This window comes from Caulobacter sp. GSs2 (assembly GCF_058680895.1).
This window is the reverse complement of sequence record NZ_CM178725.1, coordinates 1,046,500-1,065,494: the sequence shown is the minus strand read 5'-3', so window position 1 is coordinate 1,065,494 and position 18,995 is coordinate 1,046,500. Positions and strand designations below refer to the sequence as shown.

Below are 18,995 nucleotides of genomic sequence, written 5' to 3'. Positions count from 1 at the left end.
CGGATGACGCTACGCGAACGCCTGGTCCAGGGTCTGCGCGAGCCCCTGGTCCAGTTCCTGCTGGCCGGGGCCGTGATCTTCATGGTCTTCGCCCTGGCCGGCGGCGGTCCTGATCCGGGCGAGCGCCGCATCGCGGTCGACGAGGCGCGGGTCCAGCGCATCGTCACCCTGTGGATGCAGACCTGGCATCGCCCGCCGACCCCGGCCGAGCTGGACGGGCTGATCGGCGAGTATGTCCAGGAGGAGGTCTATTATCGCGAGGCCCTGCGCCTGGGTCTGGATCGCGACGACCCGGTGATCCGGCGGCGGCTGCGCTCGAAGATGGAGTTCCTGGCCGCCGACCAGCTGGAAAGCGTCACCCCGGGCGATGATGTCCTGAAGGCCTGGATGCAGGCCCATCCGGCGCTCTACGTCCCGGATGCCAAGCTCAGCTTCCAGCAGATCTATGTCGGCTCGGCCACCGACCGCGACGCCGCCGAGGCCCGGGCCGCAACGATCCTCACCCGCCTGGCGGCCGGCGCGTCGCCGGCTCAGCTCAGGCAACCCCTGTCGCTGCCGACCACCCTGTCCGAGGCCTCCCGTTCCGAGGTCGACAGGCAGTTTGGCGAGGCCTTCTCCGAGGGGCTGTTGCGCGCGCCGATCGGCCGCTGGACCGGGCCGGTCGCCTCGGGCTTTGGCCTGCACGTGGTCAAGGTCACCGCCGTGAAGCTGGGGCCGCCGCCCGCGCTGGATCAGGTGCGTCAGGCGGTCGAGAATGACTGGCGCGCCGCCACCCGCGCCGAGCGGGAGGCCAAGGCCTATCAGGACCTGCTCAAGGACTATGACATCGTCATTGCGCGGCCCGAATGACATTGCTGCGTCTGGCCGCCCTGGTTCTGGCCTGGCTGACGCTTGCCGGCGTGGCCCGGGCTGACGATCTGCGGCCCGGCTATCTGGAGCTGACCCAGACCTCGCCTACGGCCTGGAAAATGGTCTGGAAGGCGCCGATCCGCGGCGGTCTGGCGACCCACGCCGCGCCCAGCCTGCCGGCGCAATGCCGGTCGCAGCCGCCGTCGCGCGACCTGATCGCCGGGGCGCTGGTCGAGGTGGCAAGCTTCGACTGTCCCCGGGGGCTGGAAGGCCAGACCGTCGGCCTGACCGGGCTGGACGCGACCTTCACCGACGCCCTGGTGCGGGTTGCGCCGCTGGGGCGTCCCGTTCAGGTCGGCCGCCTCACGGCCGACCGGCCGCTGATGGAGGTGCGGGCGGAGCCCGACCGCTTGCAGGTGGCCCGGACCTATCTGGTGCTCGGCGTGGAACACATCCTGGCCGGCTATGATCACCTGCTGTTCGTCCTGAGCCTGGTGCTGCTGCTGCGCGGCGGGATGCGGATCGCCAAGACCGTGACGGCCTTCACGCTCGCCCATTCCCTGACCCTGGTCGCCACGTCCCTGAACCTGATCAGCCTGCCCCGTCAGCCGGTGGAGATCTGCATCGCCCTGTCGATCGTGTTCCTGGCCGTCGAGATCGTGAAGTCACGGCCCGAGGGGCCGCCGCGCCTGTCGGAACGGGCTCCCTGGCTGGTGGCCTTCGCCTTTGGGCTGCTGCACGGGTTCGGGTTCGCCGGGGCCCTGGCCGAGATCGGCATGCCCGAGCGCGAGGTCCCCACCGCCCTGCTGACCTTCAATATCGGCGTCGAGATCGGGCAGCTGATCATCGTCGGGGCCGGACTGCTGGTGCTGGAGATGATCCGCCGCTACGCCCCGCAACACCGTCGCCTGTTTCAGCGCGGCGCCGCCTACGGCATCGGCATTACGGCCGCCTACTGGTGCATTGTCCGCATTCTGGGCTGACCGCTAGGGGGCGACGGGGATCATCACTTCGTTGCGGCGCATGAACCACGGGGTCCAGGGCGGATTGTACTGCGCCAGCGACGCGGGCCCGGTCGCCCGCAACTGACGGGCAGTCAGGCGTTCCTTCAGGTCAGCGGTCTTGGCCTCGACCGTGTCCGCTCCGGCCAGGCCCGAGAAGCGCAGCACCGCCAGGCGGGACGCCGGAATGAGGCGAAGCTTCACCTGGGGGTCGTTGGGCTCAGGAAGGGCTTCGAGGCTGTAGCGGCTGGGCATGGTGAACCTTACGACCCACTGGCCGGCGCTTTGGGTCTGGGTGACCGGCGCCGTCATGGCGATGGTCTGGCCGGCCGGCGCCTGGGCGACCGGGGCGGTCATGGCGATGCTCTGGCGCGTCCTGTTGCCGCCGAAGATATAGCCGGCCAGCAATCGAAAGCCGCGACTGGCCGCTTCTTTCTGATCGCCGCTGACGGTCACTTCGGCGACCACCAGGGCGGGATAGTCGCGAACGTCAAAGTCGCCCTCGTGGAGGACAACCTTAAAGGCAGGTTCTTCAACGGCCATGGCCACGGTTCCCAGAAAGACTGCCGCAAACACTGCGGTCATGGCCATGCGTCTCAGGGTCATGCTCATGCCTTTTCCCCCGCCGGGCGCCCGGCGACCACACTAACACCGGACTGAACGGCCCCGGGCCTGACTTCGTTGCGCGGGCAAGACCGGCCGGATCCAGACGGATTGGCGTCAGCCGGGCGGCGCCTCCGAGAGGGTCGAGAACATCACTGCCAACTATATCGGTTTGGCGACCGTGGCGCTCGCGCGCTCAAAAGTTGCCACTTTGTTCTTATCCCGCTAGGCTTGTGTCACGGGGATGGGAGCAGGGTGATGCGGCCGCCGTTTACCTATGTGAGATGGCCGCACCGGCCCCGGGTGATCGGGCCCCGGTTCATCCCCTATCTGGACGCGGACGGCGACCGCTGCGAGGCGTCCGTCCGCATCCGGATGGGTGCGCGCGAGTTCTGGACCTTCGCGTATGTTGAAGGCTTCGAGCACGTCGAACCCGATGACGACCTGCTGGGCCGGTTCTGGGTCGAGATCGACGGCCACCGCTGGGCCAAGACGTTTCCGGGTACGGACGACATCCACCTTCTGCGGCTCTGCCTGTGGTTCGCCGGCGACTGGCTGATCCGCACGGCGCAGGAGGAGGGCCTGACCCTGCTGCCGGACAGCGAGACGCCGGTGAACACATGGCCCCAGCTGTTCGCGGCGCGCCTATGACGGCGGCGGTCGAGGATCTGGTGCTGGGACCGCGCGAGATCTCCTTTTGCCGGGTTCCGCGCGCGGACGCCGCCGCCGCCAATGACGATGCGCACGAAGAGGGCTCGGTCCTGATGACCCTGCGGTCTCTTGAGGCGAGCGAGGTGCTCGGCTGGGCCGATATCGACCTCGACGGCCAGACCGCCCGCCTCGAGACGCGGGGCGCCGATGAGCTGCAGGTCACCTATGAGCTGATCCAGCTGTCGGGCGCCTGGCTGATCGAGACGGCGAAGGCGCGGGGCCTGATCCTGTTCGCCTGGGGGCAAAAGCCGGTCGCGGCGCCGATGGACGTGTTTGTGCTGTGAGGCGGGGGGGCGCGTGCGGGAGAGGGTGGAGTGACCGGTGAGGGCCGCTCGCGGGCCTTTCAGGAGGGAGCTCGAGGCCCCTCATCCGAGCCAAGGGTTGGCCGGGGCTCCGTTCTCCCGCAAGGGGAGAAGGGGGCGAACTCAGTGCACTGTCACTGTAATCGGACATTTTCTCAGGGGGCACTCAATCCCCCATCTAGCCCGACGCGTTGAATAATTCGTGGTCGAAAGCATGGGGCTTCTCGCGCACTATCAATCTGATATGCTGAGATAGATCTCATCCTGAAGGTGCATTTAGTGCAGAAGATAGACGGCTACTACCTCTATCGTTTGGGCGCGGCCCTTCACCCCTTGTCTGAGCTCCGATACGAGAGCGAGTGGGAGAAGAACCCTCAAACTTATCGCGACGTATATTTCCCGCTCTCAACCGCTGAAACTGCTCTAGACGAGTTTCTTCATCGCAGCATCTATCAGGTTAGAAGTTGTCTTCAGAAGGGCGTCGAGCTGCTCAATAGAGTACGGGCGTTAAAGCAGCGGCTTGTTGATGCGGGGACACCGGATGCCCACATCGACATGGCCGATGCGTGGCCCGTTCAGAACGCGCTGTCAGAATTTGAAGCTGCCGTTTCTTCAGAACTTGGTGTTTCGAATGTTTATCTTGTCACCAAAAAGGGTGGCTACGACACCACAGATCTTATCGAAAATGGTAAAGCCTTATTCCAGGCGGTCTTAGACCGAAAAGTTCCTGAGGCCGTCGCCGATATCGAGCAAGCAACGCGCTGCATAGCATTCGAACTGCCAACTGCGGCGGGCTTCCATCTGCATAGGGCGAATGAATCGGTTCTTAAAAATTACTATGATGCCGTTCGTGGTGATCATGATCACCCTAAGGATAAATCCATGGGTGTCTATCTCGCAGCAATGGAAAGGCACGATGTTGGCGATAGACGGGTACGAGCCGCTCTGAAGGACATTAAAGATCTTCATCGGAATCCGCTAATTCACCCAGAGCATTCACTAGAAAGCGTAGAAGAAGCCATTGACCTTCTAGGTGCTATCCGGGCTGCAATTGGATCCATGCTCCCTGTTATCCCGGAATTAGAAGATGAGAGGCCTGCGTTATCGAGCTTTCTGGGCGAATTTCTAGTAGACCCACCGGATTCTGACGACGTCTAAGTGCTCCTTGAGCTTTGCCATTTTTCAATCTGATCCTTGAATGGCTGTAGTCGCATGTATGATCTCTTGGATAGATCAAGTTCGTAATTGAGGCTTTTCCGAATTTCAGCGTGTATGTGGATAGAGTTTCTAGCGTCATAAAATTCGATTAATTCATCTTTGAGCCACGATTCAATTATTCCCAAATCGCAAGCGCATTGAGCTTTTCGATCAAACCTAACTTTAGACACATCTGTTTTTCCGACGCCTTCATAAGTTGGAATAATTTTCTTTCCGTCATGTATTAAGTGTTTATCTAAAACATCTAAACTAGATGTTGGGATGGAAATTTCTTTCTTCATTGGAAATTCGGTCAAAGAAATGACTTTTGGATCATCTGGCAAATTTTCGAAGAGAATGTGATGAAGTGATGCTTCAAATATTGAGGCGTATGAAAGAATTTGAATTCGGATTTGCGCGCGCAGTAACCAATCGTTCGCCTCAAGACCTTCAAGTAATTTATAAATATAGCGTGCTGATATAAACTCTTCACCAAGACGCGTTGCCAGCTTTATGTCGTCTATGAAGTCGAAATATGCAAGGTGCCAGGGCTCATTCGCAATATGAGCTCTAGCATAATCGTCGACTTGCTTTTTTGTGCTGGCTTCAAATGCCATCTTCAATCCCTCGGTACGTTGAATTGGGGCGTCATTTAGTCGCCAGATTGCGTTGTCTAGTGGATAGCCCTTCTCGCGCCCAGGCGGCATGTTGTTTGCGGTGCATTGCTCGAAGTTTATCGAGAATGGAAGGTTGTGTCCCCGTTCCCGTACGAGCATCCGCGCCCCTCGCCCCCAACAAATTCAACGCCCTAACCCTGCCACCCAGCGTCACGATCCAAATTCGACGCAGCCCCCTGCAAAACGGCCGCATACTTCTCCTCGCTTCATCGCAAGGGGAGGGCGTCCAGCTGGCGACCTGACGGGCGGTGGAGGCGGTTGTACGGGTTCAAGAAGGCGGGTGACGTAAACCCGCCTATCGGAGGAAGGCCAAGCCTCCGCCCGTCCGAAGGTTCGCTCCGGGTTCCTCCGGAATCGGCGTGGCTGCAGCTTGAGGGCTGGGTCCGTCGCGAGGAGGATTAAACCCGGGTGGGGCAAAAGGCTGAACAGGCCTGCGCACCCCGGCCAGAGGGATAACGACCGCGCGGAGCGCTCCGGCCACGGCCGAAACGGTACTCCAACTACACTCATCCGGGCCTGGCCCGGACGCTCCGCCGCCTCCCCAAGTTTTCGGGGGCCAACTCGCCGGTCGAAACCGGCGAGGGCGCGAACCCGTGCTCTGTGTCTAACCCGGAAACTTCAGCAGATTGGGCTTGGGGATCGCGGCCTTGAAGCTGCCGCGCGTCTTGGCGGTGTCGAGACCGAAATCCGCCCAGGCGGCCAGGAAGCCGGCGGCCGGCGCATTGGCGGGCAGGGGCGCGAGGTTCAGAACGGGGCGGGCGGCGACGGCCGCTCGGGCGGCGGCCCAGGCCTCGGGCTCGGCGGTGGCATAGGCGCCATCGGCGCTGACCAGTTCGGTCGCGAGGGCGCGATCTTCGAAATACAGGGTCACGGCGGCATTGGCGGGCTGGTCCGTGAGACTGGCCAGGGCCTCGGTCAGGGCGATCAGCGACATGCGGGCGCCGCTGGTCCGCCGCTCGCCGCCGGCCGCGCCCTTGATCGCTTCGGGGCCGCTCGCGCCCTCCAGGCGCCGCACGAAGGACCAGCCGCCATAGCCGGGGTCCGAGCGGCACAGGCTGGCGGTCCACAGAATGACGGTCATGGCGGGCTCCCTCGCGCTGGAGCCGGATTTCTAGCGTGTTTCGTGGGGAAGGGGAGGGGGCGGCTCAGTCGCGACATGGCCCGGCCCGTGCCTGCGCAGGCTCGCCGCAGAACGAAAGGTAAACGGGTTCTTAAGTTTGATGGTTAACGTCATCTTTACGTTGGTGAACAACGTTCTAACAACATGGGTTTACGACGCGACCCCGCCTGTTGGGGCAGTAGCAAGAAGTGTGCCAGAATGGGTCAAAACCCATTGAATTTGCGGGTCTTGGCGTGTTTTCACGAGCGTCCCCGACTATTTATGGTTAACGCGCCGTAAACACCTATTAACCACTTGTTAAGTCTCTTGGCTCCGGCTTTGCTCCTGATGCGTTGAACCCTTGCCGGACGTCCCGGTGTGGGACGGTCCGTGTGCGGAGATGCGCGTCGATGTTCGAGTTCGGTCGTGATCTGAAACGTCTCTTCGGCGTCGATGCCGGAGCGGAGTCCAAGGCGGCGTCGTATCGTGAGGGCCTGACGGGCGGCGACACTTCGCTGCTCGAGCTTCTCGATATAAGACTGCTGACCAACGAGGCGCGCTCGGCCGATGTGGCGGCGGGGCGCATTGGAACCAAGGATCGTGGCGCGCGCCTGTTTGAGGCCGCCGTGGTCTGGCGCGAGCTGGCCCGCCGATCCGGTGACGCCGCCGCCCTGCGCAAAGCCGCCTCGCACGCCGAGGCCGCCGGCAAGATCTTCGAAAGTGAACGTCGCCTGGAGGCCCTGGCCTCGACCCGCTGCGAGCAGGCCGTCCTGGCCATTCTGGGTGCCGATCTGTTCGGTGACGAGGGTCTGAACGCCGCCGCCGGCGCGGCCCTGACCCTGGCGCGCACGGCGCCGGGACAGCGCTGCGGCCTGGCCATGGCCCTGGTCGCGGGCCTCGATGGCCGCGCGGGCCTGGCCGAGAACAATATTGATCGCGCCCTGGCGGCTGTGCAGGGCTATGACGCCCCGCTGCGCGCCCTGGCCGCCGCCAAGCGCGTCAAGGGCGGCTCGGCCCGACTGCTGCTGGCCGAGCAGCGCGCCGCGCGGATCGAACTGATCCTGATCTGCGGCGCGCGCCTCAAGGACCGCGCCCTGACTCAGCTGGCGATCACCGAGGCGACGGCCGCGGCCGCCGCCCTGGATCCTGATTTCGAACCCCTGACCTGGTCGCGGCTGGAAGGCCTGCGCGGCTCGGCCCTGGTGCAACTGGGCGAACTGGACGGCGAACTGGCCCAGATCGCCGATGGCGTCGAGGCCCTGACCGCCGCGCTGGAGCCGCTGTCGATGGACCACAGCCCGATGGACTGGGCCCGCGCCCAGGCCGCGCTCGGCGCCGGTCTGCAGTCGGTGGGCGAGGCCACGACCTCGGACCGCGCCTTCGAACAGGCGGTGACCTGCTATGACCGCGCCACCCAGGTGCTGAAGGTCCAGCCGGCCCTGGCCCTGCGCGCCGTGGTCGCCAACAACCGCGCGCTCAGCCTGGCGCGCTGCGCTGAACTGACCGCCGATCTGGCGGTGCTGGACGCCGCCGAGATGGCGTTCAAGACCGAGCTTTCCGCCCAGCCCGGCGGGCGCGATCCGGCCTCCTGGGCCGTGGCCCAGATGAACCTGGCCCGGCTTTACGAGGCCCGGGTCGAGATCACCGGGCGCGACGACGGCCGGCTGGACCGGGCGGCCGTGGCCCTGGCCTGCGCCTTCGATGTGTTCTCCGAGCTTGGCCTGCGGTCGCTGACCGATCTGGCGGCACAGGGACTGCAACGGTTGAAGGCGGCTCACGCCCACTGACCCGGATCGGGACAAAGGGGGCGGCAGGGTCGCCCCGTCGAAACAAAGGTCGGCGCATCGCTCAGGCGACGCAGCGGATCAAGAATTAACAGGGACGAAATCGTGATTGCTTCGCTTGTTCTCGCCGCCGCTCTTTCCAACGCCGCGCCGGCCAAGGCTGATACGGACCTCCTGATCCCGGCGTCCCAGCCGCGCGAAGCGGTCGCCATCCTCAACTGCCTGGTCAAGGACGACGGCCATCTGACCGCCTGCACCGTCGAAGGCGAAAGCTCGCCGGAACTGGGCGTCGGCGACGCGGCCCTGAAGATGGTCTCCCAGTTCCAGATTGACCTGCTGGGTCCCGACGGCAAGAGCCGCGCGGGGTCTTATGTCCAGGTGCCGGTGCGGATCCGGATCCGCTAGATCCGATTGGTGTTTGGCGGCTTGCGGCGCAGCGTCGCGGTCGCCGTCCCGGCCTCCGGATTCCCAACTCCTAACGCCCTGTTAACCATACCCGTCGCATGTTGAAGCCTCGATTCTGAGCCTCGTTCCGGCTCGCTTTCACGAGGCTTTTGGATGACCGGCGCCGAAGTTCTTGATGTCGGTCGCGATGCGATCTGGCTGACCCTTCAGCTGTGCGCGCCCGTGCTGATCGTCGGTCTGGTGGTCGGCGTGGCCATCGGCCTGTTCCAGGCCCTGACCCAGATCCAGGAAGCCACCCTGGTCTATGCGCCCAAGATCGTGGCCATCTTCGTGTCCCTGCTGATCTTCCTGCCGCTGATGGGGGCCCTGATGGCCGGCTTCATGCGCCAGATCGCCGCCCGCATCGCTGGCATGTAGGGGAGGCGAGGGCCGCTTGGACTCCTACGCGACAGCCGCCCAGGTCTATGTCGCCGGCCTCGTCTTTGCGCGGGTCGGGGCCATGGTCATGCTGATGCCCGGCATCGGCGACGACTCGGTGCCGCCGCGCGTTCGTCTGGGTTTTGCCCTGCTGATGTCGATGCTGCTGACGCCGCTGCTCCAGAACACCGTCCCGGGCGTGCCGACGTCGGTCGGCGGCCTGTGGGGCCAGGTGATCCACGAGATCCTGATCGGCCTGATGATCGGCTCGGTGCTGAAGCTGTTCTTTACCGCCTTGTCGACGGCCGGCGAAGTGATCTCGATGCAGACCACCCTGTCGTTCGCCCAGACCACCAACCCGTCAATGGGGCAGTCCAGCACGGCGGTGGCGACCTTCCTGTCGATGCTGGGCCTGACCCTGATCATGGCCACCGACCTGCATCACCTGTTCATTGGGGCGATCGTCAAGTCGTACGACCTCTTCCCGTTCAGCCGCGCGCCGTGCCGGTGCATGACGCCGCCACCCTGGCGGTGCGCACCGTGGCCGAAAGTTTTTCCCTGGGCATCCAGCTGGCCGCCCCGGTGATCGTGTTCTCGCTGGTGTTCAATCTGGCCGTCGGTCTGGTGGGGCGGGTGATGCCGTCGTTCCAGATCTTCTTTGTGGCCTCGCCGCTCAGCGTGATCCTGGGCCTGTCTCTGCTGGCGCTCAGCCTTGGCGGCATCGCCATGGTCTGGACCGACCGCTACCGCGACCTCCTGATGATCTTCAACTAGGGGCGGGCCGTGGCGGAAGACACAGACAACGACTCGAAAACCGAAGAGCCGTCAGCCAAGAAGCTGTCGGACGCCAAGGCCAAGGGCGACGTCGCCAAGAGCGCGGACGTTCCCCAGTTGGCCTCGCTGATCGGCGCCGTCGCGGTGATCCTGATGGCCGGCGGCTGGCTGACGCGCGATCTGTCGGCGGCGCTGGTGCCGTTCCTGGCCTATGCCGGCCAGATGGATCTGAGCAGCGGCGGGGCGGTTATCATCGCTCGCCAGGCCATCATGGCGGCCCTGCCGCCGCTGGTCCTGGTCATGCTGACCACGGCGGTCTTCGGCTTCATCGCCCACGTGGCCCAGACCGGCTTCATGATGACGCCGGAAAAGATCAAGCCTGACCTCAAGAAGCTGGATCTGATCAAGGGCATGGGGCGGCTGTTCGGCATCGACGGCCTGGTGCAGTTCGCCAAGTCGGCGCTGAAGTTCATCGCCACCGGCATCATCGCCTATTTCGTGCTCAAGCCTCACGCCAGCGAGGTGGTCAATATGGTCGGGATGGACCCGTCCCATATGATCCCGGCGTCGATGAAGCTGGCGACCAAGCTGTTCTTCGCCGTGATCCTGCTGCTGATCCTGACCGCAGGCTTTGACTGGTTCTGGCAACGCCAGCGGTTCATGACGCGCATGCGCATGACCCTTCAGGAGGTCAAGGACGAGTACAAGCAGTCGGACGGCGACCCGCACATCAAGGCCAAGCGCCGCCAGATCCAGATGCAGCGCTCACGCCAGCGGATGATGCAGGCGGTGCCCAAGGCCACGGTGGTGGTCATGAACCCGACCCACTATGCCGTGGCGCTGAAGTATGAGCCGGGCGAGACGCCCGCGCCGCTGTGCGTGGCCAAGGGCATGGACGAACTGGCCTTGAAAATCCGCGCCGTCGCCGAGGAGCACGGCGTGCCCGTCCTGGAAGATGCGCCCCTGGCCCGCGCTCTGTATGCGACGGTCGAGATCGACGAAGAAATCCCGGCTGATCATTTCGAGGCTGTGGCCAAGGTCATCGGCTTCATCATGAACGGCAAGAAGCCGAAGGCGCGGGCCCGTCCGCTCTAATTGGCCGTTTTTAAAGCGCAATTCAGACGCCCTCTGACCTTGCGTTCCATAAAGAGTATCCTCGGATCGGCTCAAGCTGAGTCGCGACCGGGCTTTGAACAAGGATTGCAGTCGTCCATGGCCGAAATGCCCGTCCAGGACATTGTTGATACCGGCGTCTCGCGCCGCCGCTTCGACCCCTATATCTGGGGCGCGGCAATCTTTTTCGTGGCTGCGGCAGGTTTGGCGGCGGTTCCCGCCCTGCGCGCCGGACCGGCCACCCTGGCGGGGCTGCTGCTGCTGGGCGGCGTCGCCGGCGTCGCCATTCTGGGCCTCGTGGCCATTCGCGCCTCGGCCCACCATGAGAGCGACCTGGACGCCGCCGAAGGCTTCATCGACGCCTTGAACGAACCCACCGCCCTGGTCGCCGCCGACGGGCGTCTGCTGGCGGCCAATGTCGCGTGGCGGCTGATCATGGGCGATGCGCGCCGACTTCCCAAGGGCGTGGCGGGCTCGGGCCTGTTCGCGGCCCTGGTCCGGGCCCGCAAGGGCGAGATGGCCGAGGGCCTTCTGCGCGTCGACGGCGCCGACCGCGTCGCCACCGTGTCCCGCCTGGCCGGCGGCCGTCTGCTGGTCCGCTTGGCGCCGCCCGCCGTCATCCAGACCATCGCCGCCGAGGCGCCGCCCGTGTCCCTGGCCCCGGCCATGGCCCCGCCGCCCGGTTCGCTGGACGCCTTTTCCGGCGCCTCGCCGTTCGGCGCCGCCCTGCTGGAGGGGCTGGATCCCTTCAATTCCCGCATTCTCGAGGCCAATCCGGCGCTGACCGCCATGGCCGGCCCCGGCGCCAAGGCCGGGGTACTGTTTGGCGAACTGATCGAACCGGTCACCCGCACCGAGGCCGAGACCCGCATGGCCGGGGGCAAGGCCGGGCCGTTCGAGGTGCGCCTGTCGCGCGACCCGACCCGCATCGCCCACCTCTACCTCTATCGGGCCGAGGGGCGTCTGGTCGCCTACATGATCGACGTGTCCGAGCAGAAGCAGATCGAGCTTCAACTGGCCCAGGCCCAGAAGATGCAGGCCATCGGCCAGCTGGCCGGCGGCGTCGCCCACGACTTCAACAACCTGCTGACCGCCATCCAGCTGCGCCTGGACGAGCTGCTGCATCGCCACCCGGTGGGCGATCCCTCGTATGAAGGTCTCAACGAGATCCGTCAGACGGGCGTGCGCGCCGCCGATCTGGTGCGCAAGCTGCTGGCCTTCTCGCGCAAGCAGACCGTGCAGCGCGAAGTGCTGGATCTGGGCGAGCTGATCTCGGAATTCGAGGTCCTGCTGCGCCGCCTGCTGCGCGAAGACGTCAAGTTGATCACCGACTATGGCCGCGACCTGCCGCAGGTTCGCGCCGACAAGAGCCAGCTGGAAACGGCGGTCATGAACCTGGCCGTCAACGCCCGCGACGCCGTGCGCGCCGCCAAGGGCGGCGGCATCGTGCGCATCCGCACCGCCCGCCTGACCCAGGAAGAGGCCGTGGCTCTGGGCTTCCCCGGCGCCGACGGCGACACCGCCTTCATCGAGGTCAGCGACGACGGTCCCGGCATCCCGCCCGATGTCATGGGCAAGATCTTCGACCCGTTCTTCACCACCAAGCCGGTGGGCGAGGGCACGGGTCTGGGCCTGGCCACCGTCTATGGCATAGTCAAGCAGAGCGACGGCTGGATCCACGTCCATAGCCGCCCGGACGAGGGCGCGGCCTTCCGCATCTTCCTGCCGGTCCACGTGCCGACGGCCGCCGCCATCGCCGAGGCCGCCGCCGTCGCCGCCCAGCCGGTCAAGGCCCGTCCGCCGCGTGACCTGTCGGGCGCCGGCCGCATCCTGTTCGTCGAGGACGAGGACGCCGTGCGCGGCGTAGCCGCCCGTCTGCTGCGCGCGCGCGGCTACGAAGTGCTGGAGGCCTGTGACGGCGAGGAAGCCCTGCTGATCGCCGAGGCCCATGCGGGCACCATCGACCTGTTGATCAGCGACGTGATCATGCCCGGCATCGATGGCCCCACCTTGCTGAAAAAGGCGCGTGGCTATCTGGGCAATGCGCCGGTGATGTTCATCAGCGGCTATGCTGAGGCCGAGTTCAGCGACCTGCTGGAAGGCGAGACGGGCGTGACCTTCCTGCCCAAGCCGATCGACATCAAGACCCTGGCCGAGCGCGTCAAGCAGCAGATGCAGGCGGCCTAGAGCGGCCGTCAACGGATCGGGATGGAAAAGCGGCGCTGGCTTGCGCCGTAAAGCCCGGCCTATTCCGGCGGGCAGCCCTTGAACTCGCCGACCTTGCTGACCGACAGGTGGCTCAGGTTCAGGCCCATCAGCGGGTTCATTGATGCGCGGCCCGAGCCGCTGAACAGGTCCAGCTTCAGGCCCTTGATCGCGCCGCCGACGTCGGAGGCGTACCAGTAGCCGTCGTGCGTGCCGCCATCGGGCATGGGCAGGCCGACGGTTTCCTTGATGAACAGCACGGTGCGGCGCGGGATGACGGTCTTGTCGACGGCGACGGTGCGCATCGCCACGACCTTGCAGCCCAGCGAGTCCAGACCGCGGATGCCCTTGGCGCCGGCGTGATACAGTGTCGCCCGCATCTTGTATTCGAGCGTGCCCGGAATGGTGCCCGTCAAGGCGCCCGTGATCAGGTCGCCAAGTGGATCAGGCCCGGACTCGGAGTCCGAGCCGGCGGCGAAAGCGGGAAGAGCGGTGGACATGGCCATAACGGCCAAAATTCCGGCGAGCGTGCGACGCATCGAGGGAATCCTCTTATCGGCGTATCTGTCGGGCGGGGCTCTGGATAGTCCGATCACGGCCGCGTGACAACCCTCGGGAGGAGAACTCATGACCCTTCGCATCTACGGTGACACGAAATCGGGCAATTGCCTGAAGGTGAAGTGGACCGCCGAGCGACTGGCCCTGCCGTTCGCGTGGATCGAAGTCGACATCCTGCAGTCGCAGTCGCGGACGCCGGAATTCCTGGCCCTGAACCCGGCGGGACAGGTTCCGGCGGTGATCCTCGACGACGGCCGGGCCCTGGCCCAGTCGAACGCCATCATGCTGCACCTGGCCGAGGGTTCGGCGCTGATCCCGTCTGACGCCTTTGATCGCGCCAAGATGTACGAGTGGCTATTCTGGGAGCAGTACAGCCACGAGCCTTATGTCGCCGTCGCGCGGTTCCAGGTCTCCTATCTGGGCAAGCCGGTCAGCGAACTGGACGCCAAGCTGCTCGAGCGCGGGAACAGCGCCCTGTGTCGCCTGGAAACCCAGCTGAAACAGACGCCTTACCTCGTGGGCGAACAGCTCACTCTGGCGGATATCGCGCTGGTGGCCTACACCCGGGTCGCCCACGAAGGCGGGTTCGATCTGTCGCTGTATCCCGCCGTCCAGGCCTGGATCAGCCGGGTCGAGGCTGCCCTGGGCCTTTAACTCGTTTCGCGGAGCTTCCATGTCGCGCCTGTCGTCCAGCCTCAGGGTTCTCGCTATCGGGGCGGCGCTCGCCGCGCCCGCCAATTCCGCTCTGGCCTGGGGCTCGTCGGGCCACCGTCTGGTCGGCGTGCTGGCCGTTCAGGGCCTGCCGTCAGACGTGCCGGCCTTCCTGCGCACTCCGACGGCTGTGGCGGCGATCGGCGAATATGCCCGCGAACCGGACCGCTCGAAGGGCTCTGGCAAGATTCACGACCATGACCGCGACGCCGCCCACTTCCTGGACGTCGACGACCAGGGGCGGATGTACGGCGGTCCGATGTTCACGGTCGAGGCGATGCCGGGAACCCGCGCCGACTACGAAACGGCCCTGCGCACCGCCGGCGTCGACAGCTGGAAGGCCGGCTACCTGCCTTACGCGATCATCGACGGTTACCAGCAACTGGTGAAGGACTTCACCTACTGGCGCATTCTGGTGGCCGCCGAAAAGTCGGCGACGGATCCGATGAAGAAGGCCTGGTACGCCGCCGATCTAAAGCGCCGCGAGGACCTGCTGATCCGCGACCTGGGCGTCTGGGCGCACTATGTGGGCGACGCCAGCCAGCCGATGCACCTGTCGGTGCACTACAATGGCTGGGGCGATTATCCCAACCCCAACGGCTACACCCAGTCGCGCTCGACCCATTTCAACTTCGAAGGTCCTCTGGCCAAGGCTGTCGGCGACCAGGCCCAGGTCAAGGCCCTGATGCCGGCCTACAAGGACTGCGCCTGCTCGATCGAGACCCGGGTCGTCGGCTATCTGACCACGACGTGGAAAGAGACAGAGCCGCTTTATGCCCTGGAGAAGGCCGGCGCTCTGGTCGACACTGATCCGCGCGGCAAGGCCTTCACCCAGGCTCGCCTGGCGGCCGGCGCGACCGCGCTGCGTGATCTGGTGACGGAAGCCTGGCGGGAAAGCGCCAACGGCAAGATCGGTTATCGGCCGGAGATCAGCGTGGCGGACGTCGAGAGTGGCAAGGCCGATCCGTGGCCTGATCTCTACGGCAAGGACTGACCCCTTGCTCGCGTTCGGCCAGCCGGCGCCGGGGCTAAGCTATCTGGACCGCCCCGCGGCCTTCGGCATCGTCGAGAACACCCTCGGCGAGATCGCGGTCGTGCGGGTGACCAAGCCCGGCAAACCGCCCTATTTCGATCTGCCGGGGGGCGCGGTCGATCCGGGTGAAACCGAACCCCAGGCCGTGGTCCGGGAGTTTGGCGAAGAGACCGGCCTGGTGGTCGAGGTCGATGACCTGGTCGTCACGGTCTCGCAGGTCTTCCTGAAGTCCGACGGCCAGCCGGTGCGGAATTTTGGGGGCGTCCACACGGCGCGCATGATCGAACTGAAGGCCGGGCTCAAGGTCGAGGACGATCATGAACTGGCCTGGCTGGATCCTCGCGACGCCGTGGTCGCCTTGCGCCACGACGCCCATGCCTGGGCCGTCGCGGCGTGGATGCGTCGAGGCTAGAGTGCTGGCCTAGAACAGGCCGATCGAGCGCGTAGCGAAGGTCGCCGGCTGAGCGCGGCGCGCGGCGCGCAGATCGGACAGCTGGGTGCGGCTCAGTTCGCTCCGCAGATCGGCGCTGAAGTCCTGATAGCAGGCGCGAACCGACAGGCCGCGCAGCTTTTCCTTGGCGGTGCGTGCGGCGCAGACTTCGTCGGCGGCCTGCTCGGCGCGCTGCATGAACTGGGCGGCGTCGGAAGGACGCGACAGCTCCAGGTCGCCGACCTGGATCCGGGCGGGTTGAACAGGTTCGGCGGCGTGAGCGGCGGTCAGGCCGATGATCGGCGTAGCGGCCAGAGCCAGGGCGGCCACAGCGGCCAGACGGTTGATGAACTTGGACATTGGGTAACTCCCTCGATGTGCGCCAGGCGCGTTTTCTGAGTGAGGGTTTAGATCCGACAGAACGCAGATACCCGTTACGTCTGCTTCATGACGCGGAATTAAGTCTATGAAAATAAAGTCATAATTGGACCCGGCCCGGTCGTGATCAGGCGGCGGCGAAGTCGCGGCCGGAATGGATCTCGCTCTGGCGGATCGGCAGGGTGAAGCTGACCGTCGTGCCTTCGCCCGGCGTGCTGGCCATTTCCAGCGCCCCGTCATGCATCTCGATCAGCGACTTGGTCAGGGCCAGGCCCAGGCCGGTGCCCTGGGTGGTCTTGGAGAGCTGGCTCTCGACCTGTTCGAACGGACGGGCCAGGCGCGCCAGGTCTTCCTTGGCGATGCCGATGCCGGTGTCCTGCACCGAGACCCGCACGCGCTCGCCCAGGGGATCGCGGCGCACCTCGGCGCGGATCGTGATGCTGCCGGCGCGGGGCGTGAACTTGATGGCGTTGGACAGCAGGTTCAGCAGCACCTGCTTGACCGCCCGATAGTCGGCCTCGATCTCGGGCAACTGCGGGAAGTCGATCAACAGCTTCAGGCCGGCGGCCTCGGCGCGATTGCGCACCAGACGCACGGCGTCCTCGGCCACGTCTTCCAGGTTCAGCGGCTCGAACTTCAGGTTCATCTTGCCTGCTTCGATCTTCGACATGTCGAGAATGTCGTTGATCAGGGCCAGCAGGTGCTGGCCGGAATTGTGGATGTCCTGGCTGTAGCCCTTGTAGCGCTGGTCGCCGAGCTGACCGAACATCTCGTTCATCATGATCTCGGAGAAGCCGTTGATGGCGTTCAGCGGGGTGCGCAGCTCGTGGGACATGTTGGCCAGGAACTCGCTCTTGGCCTTGTTGGCGCCCTCGGCCTTGACCTTCTCCATCTCGTACTTGCGGGCCAGTTCGGCCAGTTGTTCCTGACTGCGCTCCAGGCCGTTGACGGCGCTTTGCAGCTGTTCCTCGTTGAGGCGGCGGGCTTCTTCCTGGTTCTTGATGGCGGTGATGTCGGCGGCGGTCATCACAAGGCCGCCTTCGGCCGTGCGGCGCTCGCTGATCTGGATCCAGCGACCGTCCATCATTTCGGCCTCGCGCACGCCCTTGGCGCCGTCGGGCGCCGGGTAGTCCTGTTTGATGGCCAGGGCCGCGAAGCGGTTGACCTCGGCGCGGGCCGCGCCGGGCTTGAGCAGCTTGGGCTCCAGCGAGAAGACGCTGCGGTAGTTGCGGTTGCACATCAGCAGCCGGCCCTGGCGGTCCCACAGCACAAAGGCCTCAGAGACGCTCTCGATGGCGTCGCGCAGGCGGTTCTCGGCGGCCTGGGCGCGGGCCTGGGCCAGGCGCTCTTCGGTGACGTCCAGAGCCACGCCGATTATGCGCACATAGCCGTCCTGACCCGGCTTGCCGAAGCCCTGGCCGCGGGCGTCGACCCAGATCGAGCGGCCGCCCTGCTGGGTGGCGGGCACCCGGAACGAGACGTCGAAGGCGCCATACATCGCGGCATTGGCCAGGGCCTGACGGACGCGCTCGCGGTGATCGATCGAGATGCGGTCCAGCAGATCCTGACCCGAGACGATGCCGCCGCCGCCCCAGCCAAACATCGCGCCGGTGACATCGGACAGGAACACCTGGTCGGCGCGCAGGTCCCATTCCCAGATGCCGCAGCGCGCGGCCTCGACTGCGAGGCGGAAGCGTTGCTCGCTGTCGACGAATTCGCGGTGTGCGATCTCGGCCTTGCGGCTCTGTATCATCAGCAGCAGGGCCAGGGCGATGCCGACGCCAAGGGGCGCCAGCAGATTGAAGGCGCCTTCCATGACCTGGCGGTCCAGGTTGGCGACATTGCGCGACCGTGCGCCGGCCACTGCCAGCAGGGCGCCCTCGGCCAGGGGCTGCACGGCCACGTCCAGCAGGGCGCCATTGGCGGCCTGGCCGCGCAGGGCGGCGCTCTGGCCGCCGACGTCTTCCATCGACAGCGCGAAGGCGTCGCGGAAAGTCTGCATGCCCTGAACGATCCGGCCCTGGGTCGCGACCAGGCTGCCGTCGGGCAGGGCGATGGCGCGGGCGCCGCCCTGGCCGGGGTCGACGAGCAGTCGGCTGGGATCGCCACTGGCGATGATGAAGTTGCGGCCGGTCGACGCCGGGGCGACTGCGGCGACATACAGGCGGCCGGTATCGCCCGCGGCGCCGATCCAGGTCGAGCGCCCCGACGCGGCCGCTGCGCGGGCGGCGGCTTTCCAGTCCGCGCCCTCGTCGCGACCGGCCACGGCCTGGACGCCCGATGGCCCGGCGACCGCCACGGCCATCGCTTCGCCGCCGCTGGCGCGCAGGGCGATCTCGGCGGCGTCCATGGTGTCGGCGGGGTCGCGCTGGAGGATGTCTGAGGCCGCCGAAAGACCGGCGCGCTGGGCGGCCAGATTGGCTTCAATGCGGCTGGCCACCAGGCTGGCTTCTATGGCGAGGCTGGCGCCGCCGGGCGCCATGGCGGCCTCGTCCTGCAGGCGCTTGACGCCGAAAGCGGTGTAAACAGCCAGCAGGAGCAGGGCGGCCAGGATGGCGACGCGGACATAGACCTGCGACGGCGAACGCGCGGTGATTGACCGCACGACGCCCGCCGCGGAAAGTCCGGCTCCCGCCAGTCTTCCGGGTCTCGCATCCCCAATTCTCAAACGCCCAAGGCTCCCGAACAACAGTCTGGCGAGTCACTTCGCCACATCGGCTGAATCTACCGCACGCCAAAGGTCCCCGT

At 65.7% G+C, this 18,995-nt stretch carries 19 protein-coding genes and 1 pseudogene; 14 read left to right on the top strand and 6 right to left on the bottom strand.

The window, feature by feature from the left end:
• Nucleotides 1–3: 3 nt before the first annotated feature.
• The gene (locus ACW17Z_RS05260; protein WP_492057870.1) at nucleotides 4–849 is read left to right on the top strand and encodes a peptidyl-prolyl cis-trans isomerase; all 846 of its coding nucleotides are present in this window, start codon (nucleotides 4–6) and stop codon (nucleotides 847–849) included.
• Nucleotides 846–1,832, top strand: a complete 987-nt coding sequence (locus ACW17Z_RS05255) for a HupE/UreJ family protein (RefSeq protein ID WP_492057868.1) — start codon at nucleotides 846–848, stop codon at nucleotides 1,830–1,832. Before ACW17Z_RS05260 ends, ACW17Z_RS05255 begins: the two co-directional genes overlap by 4 nt.
• Nucleotides 1,833–1,835: 3 nt before the next feature.
• Here ACW17Z_RS05255 and ACW17Z_RS05250 read toward each other — a convergent pair whose 3' ends face one another.
• Nucleotides 1,836–2,462 carry an SOUL family heme-binding protein gene (locus ACW17Z_RS05250; protein ID WP_492057866.1) on the bottom strand — a complete coding sequence of 209 codons (627 nt, stop codon included), beginning with the start codon at nucleotides 2,460–2,462 and terminating at the stop codon, nucleotides 1,836–1,838.
• A gap of 249 nt (nucleotides 2,463–2,711) precedes the next feature.
• Between ACW17Z_RS05250 and ACW17Z_RS05245 the strand changes: the two genes are divergently transcribed.
• The 3 genes from ACW17Z_RS05245 to ACW17Z_RS05235 all read left to right on the top strand — a co-directional run bounded on the left by ACW17Z_RS05245 (nucleotide 2,712) and on the right by ACW17Z_RS05235 (nucleotide 4,624).
• Nucleotides 2,712–3,104 carry a hypothetical protein gene (locus ACW17Z_RS05245; protein WP_492057864.1) on the top strand — a complete coding sequence of 131 codons (393 nt, stop codon included), beginning with the start codon at nucleotides 2,712–2,714 and terminating at the stop codon, nucleotides 3,102–3,104.
• On the top strand, nucleotides 3,074–3,448 hold the full coding sequence (locus ACW17Z_RS05240; protein WP_492057863.1) for a hypothetical protein: 375 nt from the start codon (nucleotides 3,074–3,076) through the stop codon (nucleotides 3,446–3,448). Before ACW17Z_RS05245 ends, ACW17Z_RS05240 begins: the two co-directional genes overlap by 31 nt.
• 297 nt (nucleotides 3,449–3,745) lie before the next feature.
• Nucleotides 3,746–4,624 (top strand): hypothetical protein, encoded by an 879-nt coding sequence (locus tag ACW17Z_RS05235; RefSeq protein WP_492057862.1) that lies wholly within the window; start codon nucleotides 3,746–3,748, stop codon nucleotides 4,622–4,624.
• Here the strand turns inward: ACW17Z_RS05235 and ACW17Z_RS05230 are convergent.
• Nucleotides 4,621–5,280 (bottom strand): hypothetical protein, encoded by a 660-nt coding sequence (locus tag ACW17Z_RS05230; protein ID WP_492057861.1) that lies wholly within the window; start codon nucleotides 5,278–5,280, stop codon nucleotides 4,621–4,623. The genes ACW17Z_RS05235 and ACW17Z_RS05230 overlap by 4 nt on opposite strands.
• A gap of 664 nt (nucleotides 5,281–5,944) precedes the next feature.
• Entirely contained in the window at nucleotides 5,945–6,421 is a 477-nt protein-coding gene (locus ACW17Z_RS05225) for a ribonuclease H family protein (protein ID WP_492057860.1), read from the bottom strand.
• A 428-nt stretch (nucleotides 6,422–6,849) separates the two neighbouring features.
• Here ACW17Z_RS05225 and ACW17Z_RS05220 point away from each other — a divergent pair, with 428 nt between their 5' ends.
• The 6 genes and pseudogenes from ACW17Z_RS05220 (at nucleotide 6,850) to cckA (ending at nucleotide 13,119) form a co-directional block, all read left to right on the top strand.
• Complete coding sequence (locus ACW17Z_RS05220) at nucleotides 6,850–8,226, top strand: hypothetical protein (protein WP_492057859.1); 1,377 nt, start codon at nucleotides 6,850–6,852, stop codon at nucleotides 8,224–8,226.
• Nucleotides 8,227–8,328: 102 nt separating this feature from the next.
• Entirely contained in the window at nucleotides 8,329–8,628 is a 300-nt protein-coding gene (locus tag ACW17Z_RS05215; RefSeq protein WP_492057858.1) for a TonB family protein, read from the top strand.
• 153 nt (nucleotides 8,629–8,781) lie between these two features.
• A complete protein-coding gene (gene fliQ / locus ACW17Z_RS05210; RefSeq protein ID WP_419317750.1) occupies nucleotides 8,782–9,045 on the top strand; it encodes a flagellar biosynthesis protein FliQ in 264 nt (87 codons plus the stop codon).
• A gap of 16 nt (nucleotides 9,046–9,061) precedes the next feature.
• Nucleotides 9,062–9,819, top strand: a pseudogene (gene fliR, locus ACW17Z_RS05205) (flagellar biosynthetic protein FliR).
• A gap of 9 nt (nucleotides 9,820–9,828) precedes the next feature.
• Complete coding sequence (gene flhB, locus ACW17Z_RS05200; protein ID WP_419317746.1) at nucleotides 9,829–10,914, top strand: flagellar biosynthesis protein FlhB; 1,086 nt, start codon at nucleotides 9,829–9,831, stop codon at nucleotides 10,912–10,914.
• Nucleotides 10,915–11,031: 117 nt separating this feature from the next.
• Nucleotides 11,032–13,119: a cell cycle histidine kinase CckA gene (gene cckA, locus ACW17Z_RS05195; RefSeq protein ID WP_419317744.1), complete on the top strand. Its 2,088-nt coding sequence runs from the start codon at nucleotides 11,032–11,034 to the stop codon at nucleotides 13,117–13,119.
• Between the two features lie 59 nt (nucleotides 13,120–13,178).
• Here the strand turns inward: cckA and ACW17Z_RS05190 are convergent, their stop codons facing one another.
• The gene (locus ACW17Z_RS05190; protein WP_492057855.1) at nucleotides 13,179–13,676 is read right to left on the bottom strand and encodes a 3D domain-containing protein; all 498 of its coding nucleotides are present in this window, start codon (nucleotides 13,674–13,676) and stop codon (nucleotides 13,179–13,181) included.
• Between the two features lie 88 nt (nucleotides 13,677–13,764).
• Between ACW17Z_RS05190 and ACW17Z_RS05185 the strand changes: the two genes are divergently transcribed.
• From ACW17Z_RS05185 to ACW17Z_RS05175, 3 genes are read left to right on the top strand one after another with little or no spacing between them, the layout of a single operon-like run.
• Nucleotides 13,765–14,349, top strand: a complete 585-nt coding sequence (locus ACW17Z_RS05185; protein ID WP_492057854.1) for a glutathione S-transferase family protein — start codon at nucleotides 13,765–13,767, stop codon at nucleotides 14,347–14,349.
• A gap of 19 nt (nucleotides 14,350–14,368) precedes the next feature.
• Nucleotides 14,369–15,400 carry a phospholipase C/P1 nuclease family protein gene (locus ACW17Z_RS05180; protein ID WP_492057853.1) on the top strand — a complete coding sequence of 344 codons (1,032 nt, stop codon included), beginning with the start codon at nucleotides 14,369–14,371 and terminating at the stop codon, nucleotides 15,398–15,400.
• 4 nt (nucleotides 15,401–15,404) lie between these two features.
• Nucleotides 15,405–15,851: an NUDIX domain-containing protein gene (locus ACW17Z_RS05175; protein WP_492057851.1), complete on the top strand. Its 447-nt coding sequence runs from the start codon at nucleotides 15,405–15,407 to the stop codon at nucleotides 15,849–15,851.
• A gap of 9 nt (nucleotides 15,852–15,860) precedes the next feature.
• Here the strand turns inward: ACW17Z_RS05175 and ACW17Z_RS05170 are convergent, their stop codons facing one another.
• Nucleotides 15,861–16,229: a UrcA family protein gene (locus ACW17Z_RS05170; protein ID WP_492057849.1), complete on the bottom strand. Its 369-nt coding sequence runs from the start codon at nucleotides 16,227–16,229 to the stop codon at nucleotides 15,861–15,863.
• Between the two features lie 145 nt (nucleotides 16,230–16,374).
• A complete protein-coding gene (pleC, locus tag ACW17Z_RS05165; protein ID WP_492058487.1) occupies nucleotides 16,375–18,909 on the bottom strand; it encodes a cell cycle histidine kinase PleC in 2,535 nt (844 codons plus the stop codon).
• Nucleotides 18,910–18,995: the final 86 nt, after the last annotated feature.

Bases quoted from the DNA above. Each gene is read 5' to 3' on its own strand.
- ACW17Z_RS05220 (WP_492057859.1), top strand. From the start codon at position 6,850: ATGTTCGAGTTCGGTCGTGATCTGAAACGTCTCTTCGGCGTCGATGCC.
- ACW17Z_RS05170 (WP_492057849.1), bottom strand. From the start codon at position 16,229: ATGTCCAAGTTCATCAACCGTCTGGCCGCTGTGGCCGCCCTGGCTCTG.
- ACW17Z_RS05255 (WP_492057868.1), top strand. From the start codon at position 846: ATGACATTGCTGCGTCTGGCCGCCCTGGTTCTGGCCTGGCTGACGCTT.
- ACW17Z_RS05225 (WP_492057860.1), bottom strand. From the start codon at position 6,421: ATGACCGTCATTCTGTGGACCGCCAGCCTGTGCCGCTCGGACCCCGGC.
- ACW17Z_RS05185 (WP_492057854.1), top strand. From the start codon at position 13,765: ATGACCCTTCGCATCTACGGTGACACGAAATCGGGCAATTGCCTGAAG.
- ACW17Z_RS05250 (WP_492057866.1), bottom strand. From the start codon at position 2,462: ATGAGCATGACCCTGAGACGCATGGCCATGACCGCAGTGTTTGCGGCA.
- ACW17Z_RS05190 (WP_492057855.1), bottom strand. From the start codon at position 13,676: ATGCGTCGCACGCTCGCCGGAATTTTGGCCGTTATGGCCATGTCCACC.
- cckA (WP_419317744.1), top strand. From the start codon at position 11,032: ATGGCCGAAATGCCCGTCCAGGACATTGTTGATACCGGCGTCTCGCGC.
- fliQ (WP_419317750.1), top strand. From the start codon at position 8,782: ATGACCGGCGCCGAAGTTCTTGATGTCGGTCGCGATGCGATCTGGCTG.
- ACW17Z_RS05180 (WP_492057853.1), top strand. From the start codon at position 14,369: ATGTCGCGCCTGTCGTCCAGCCTCAGGGTTCTCGCTATCGGGGCGGCG.
- ACW17Z_RS05230 (WP_492057861.1), bottom strand. From the start codon at position 5,280: ATGGCATTTGAAGCCAGCACAAAAAAGCAAGTCGACGATTATGCTAGA.
- ACW17Z_RS05260 (WP_492057870.1), top strand. From the start codon at position 4: ATGACGCTACGCGAACGCCTGGTCCAGGGTCTGCGCGAGCCCCTGGTC.
- ACW17Z_RS05245 (WP_492057864.1), top strand. From the start codon at position 2,712: ATGCGGCCGCCGTTTACCTATGTGAGATGGCCGCACCGGCCCCGGGTG.
- ACW17Z_RS05240 (WP_492057863.1), top strand. From the start codon at position 3,074: ATGGCCCCAGCTGTTCGCGGCGCGCCTATGACGGCGGCGGTCGAGGAT.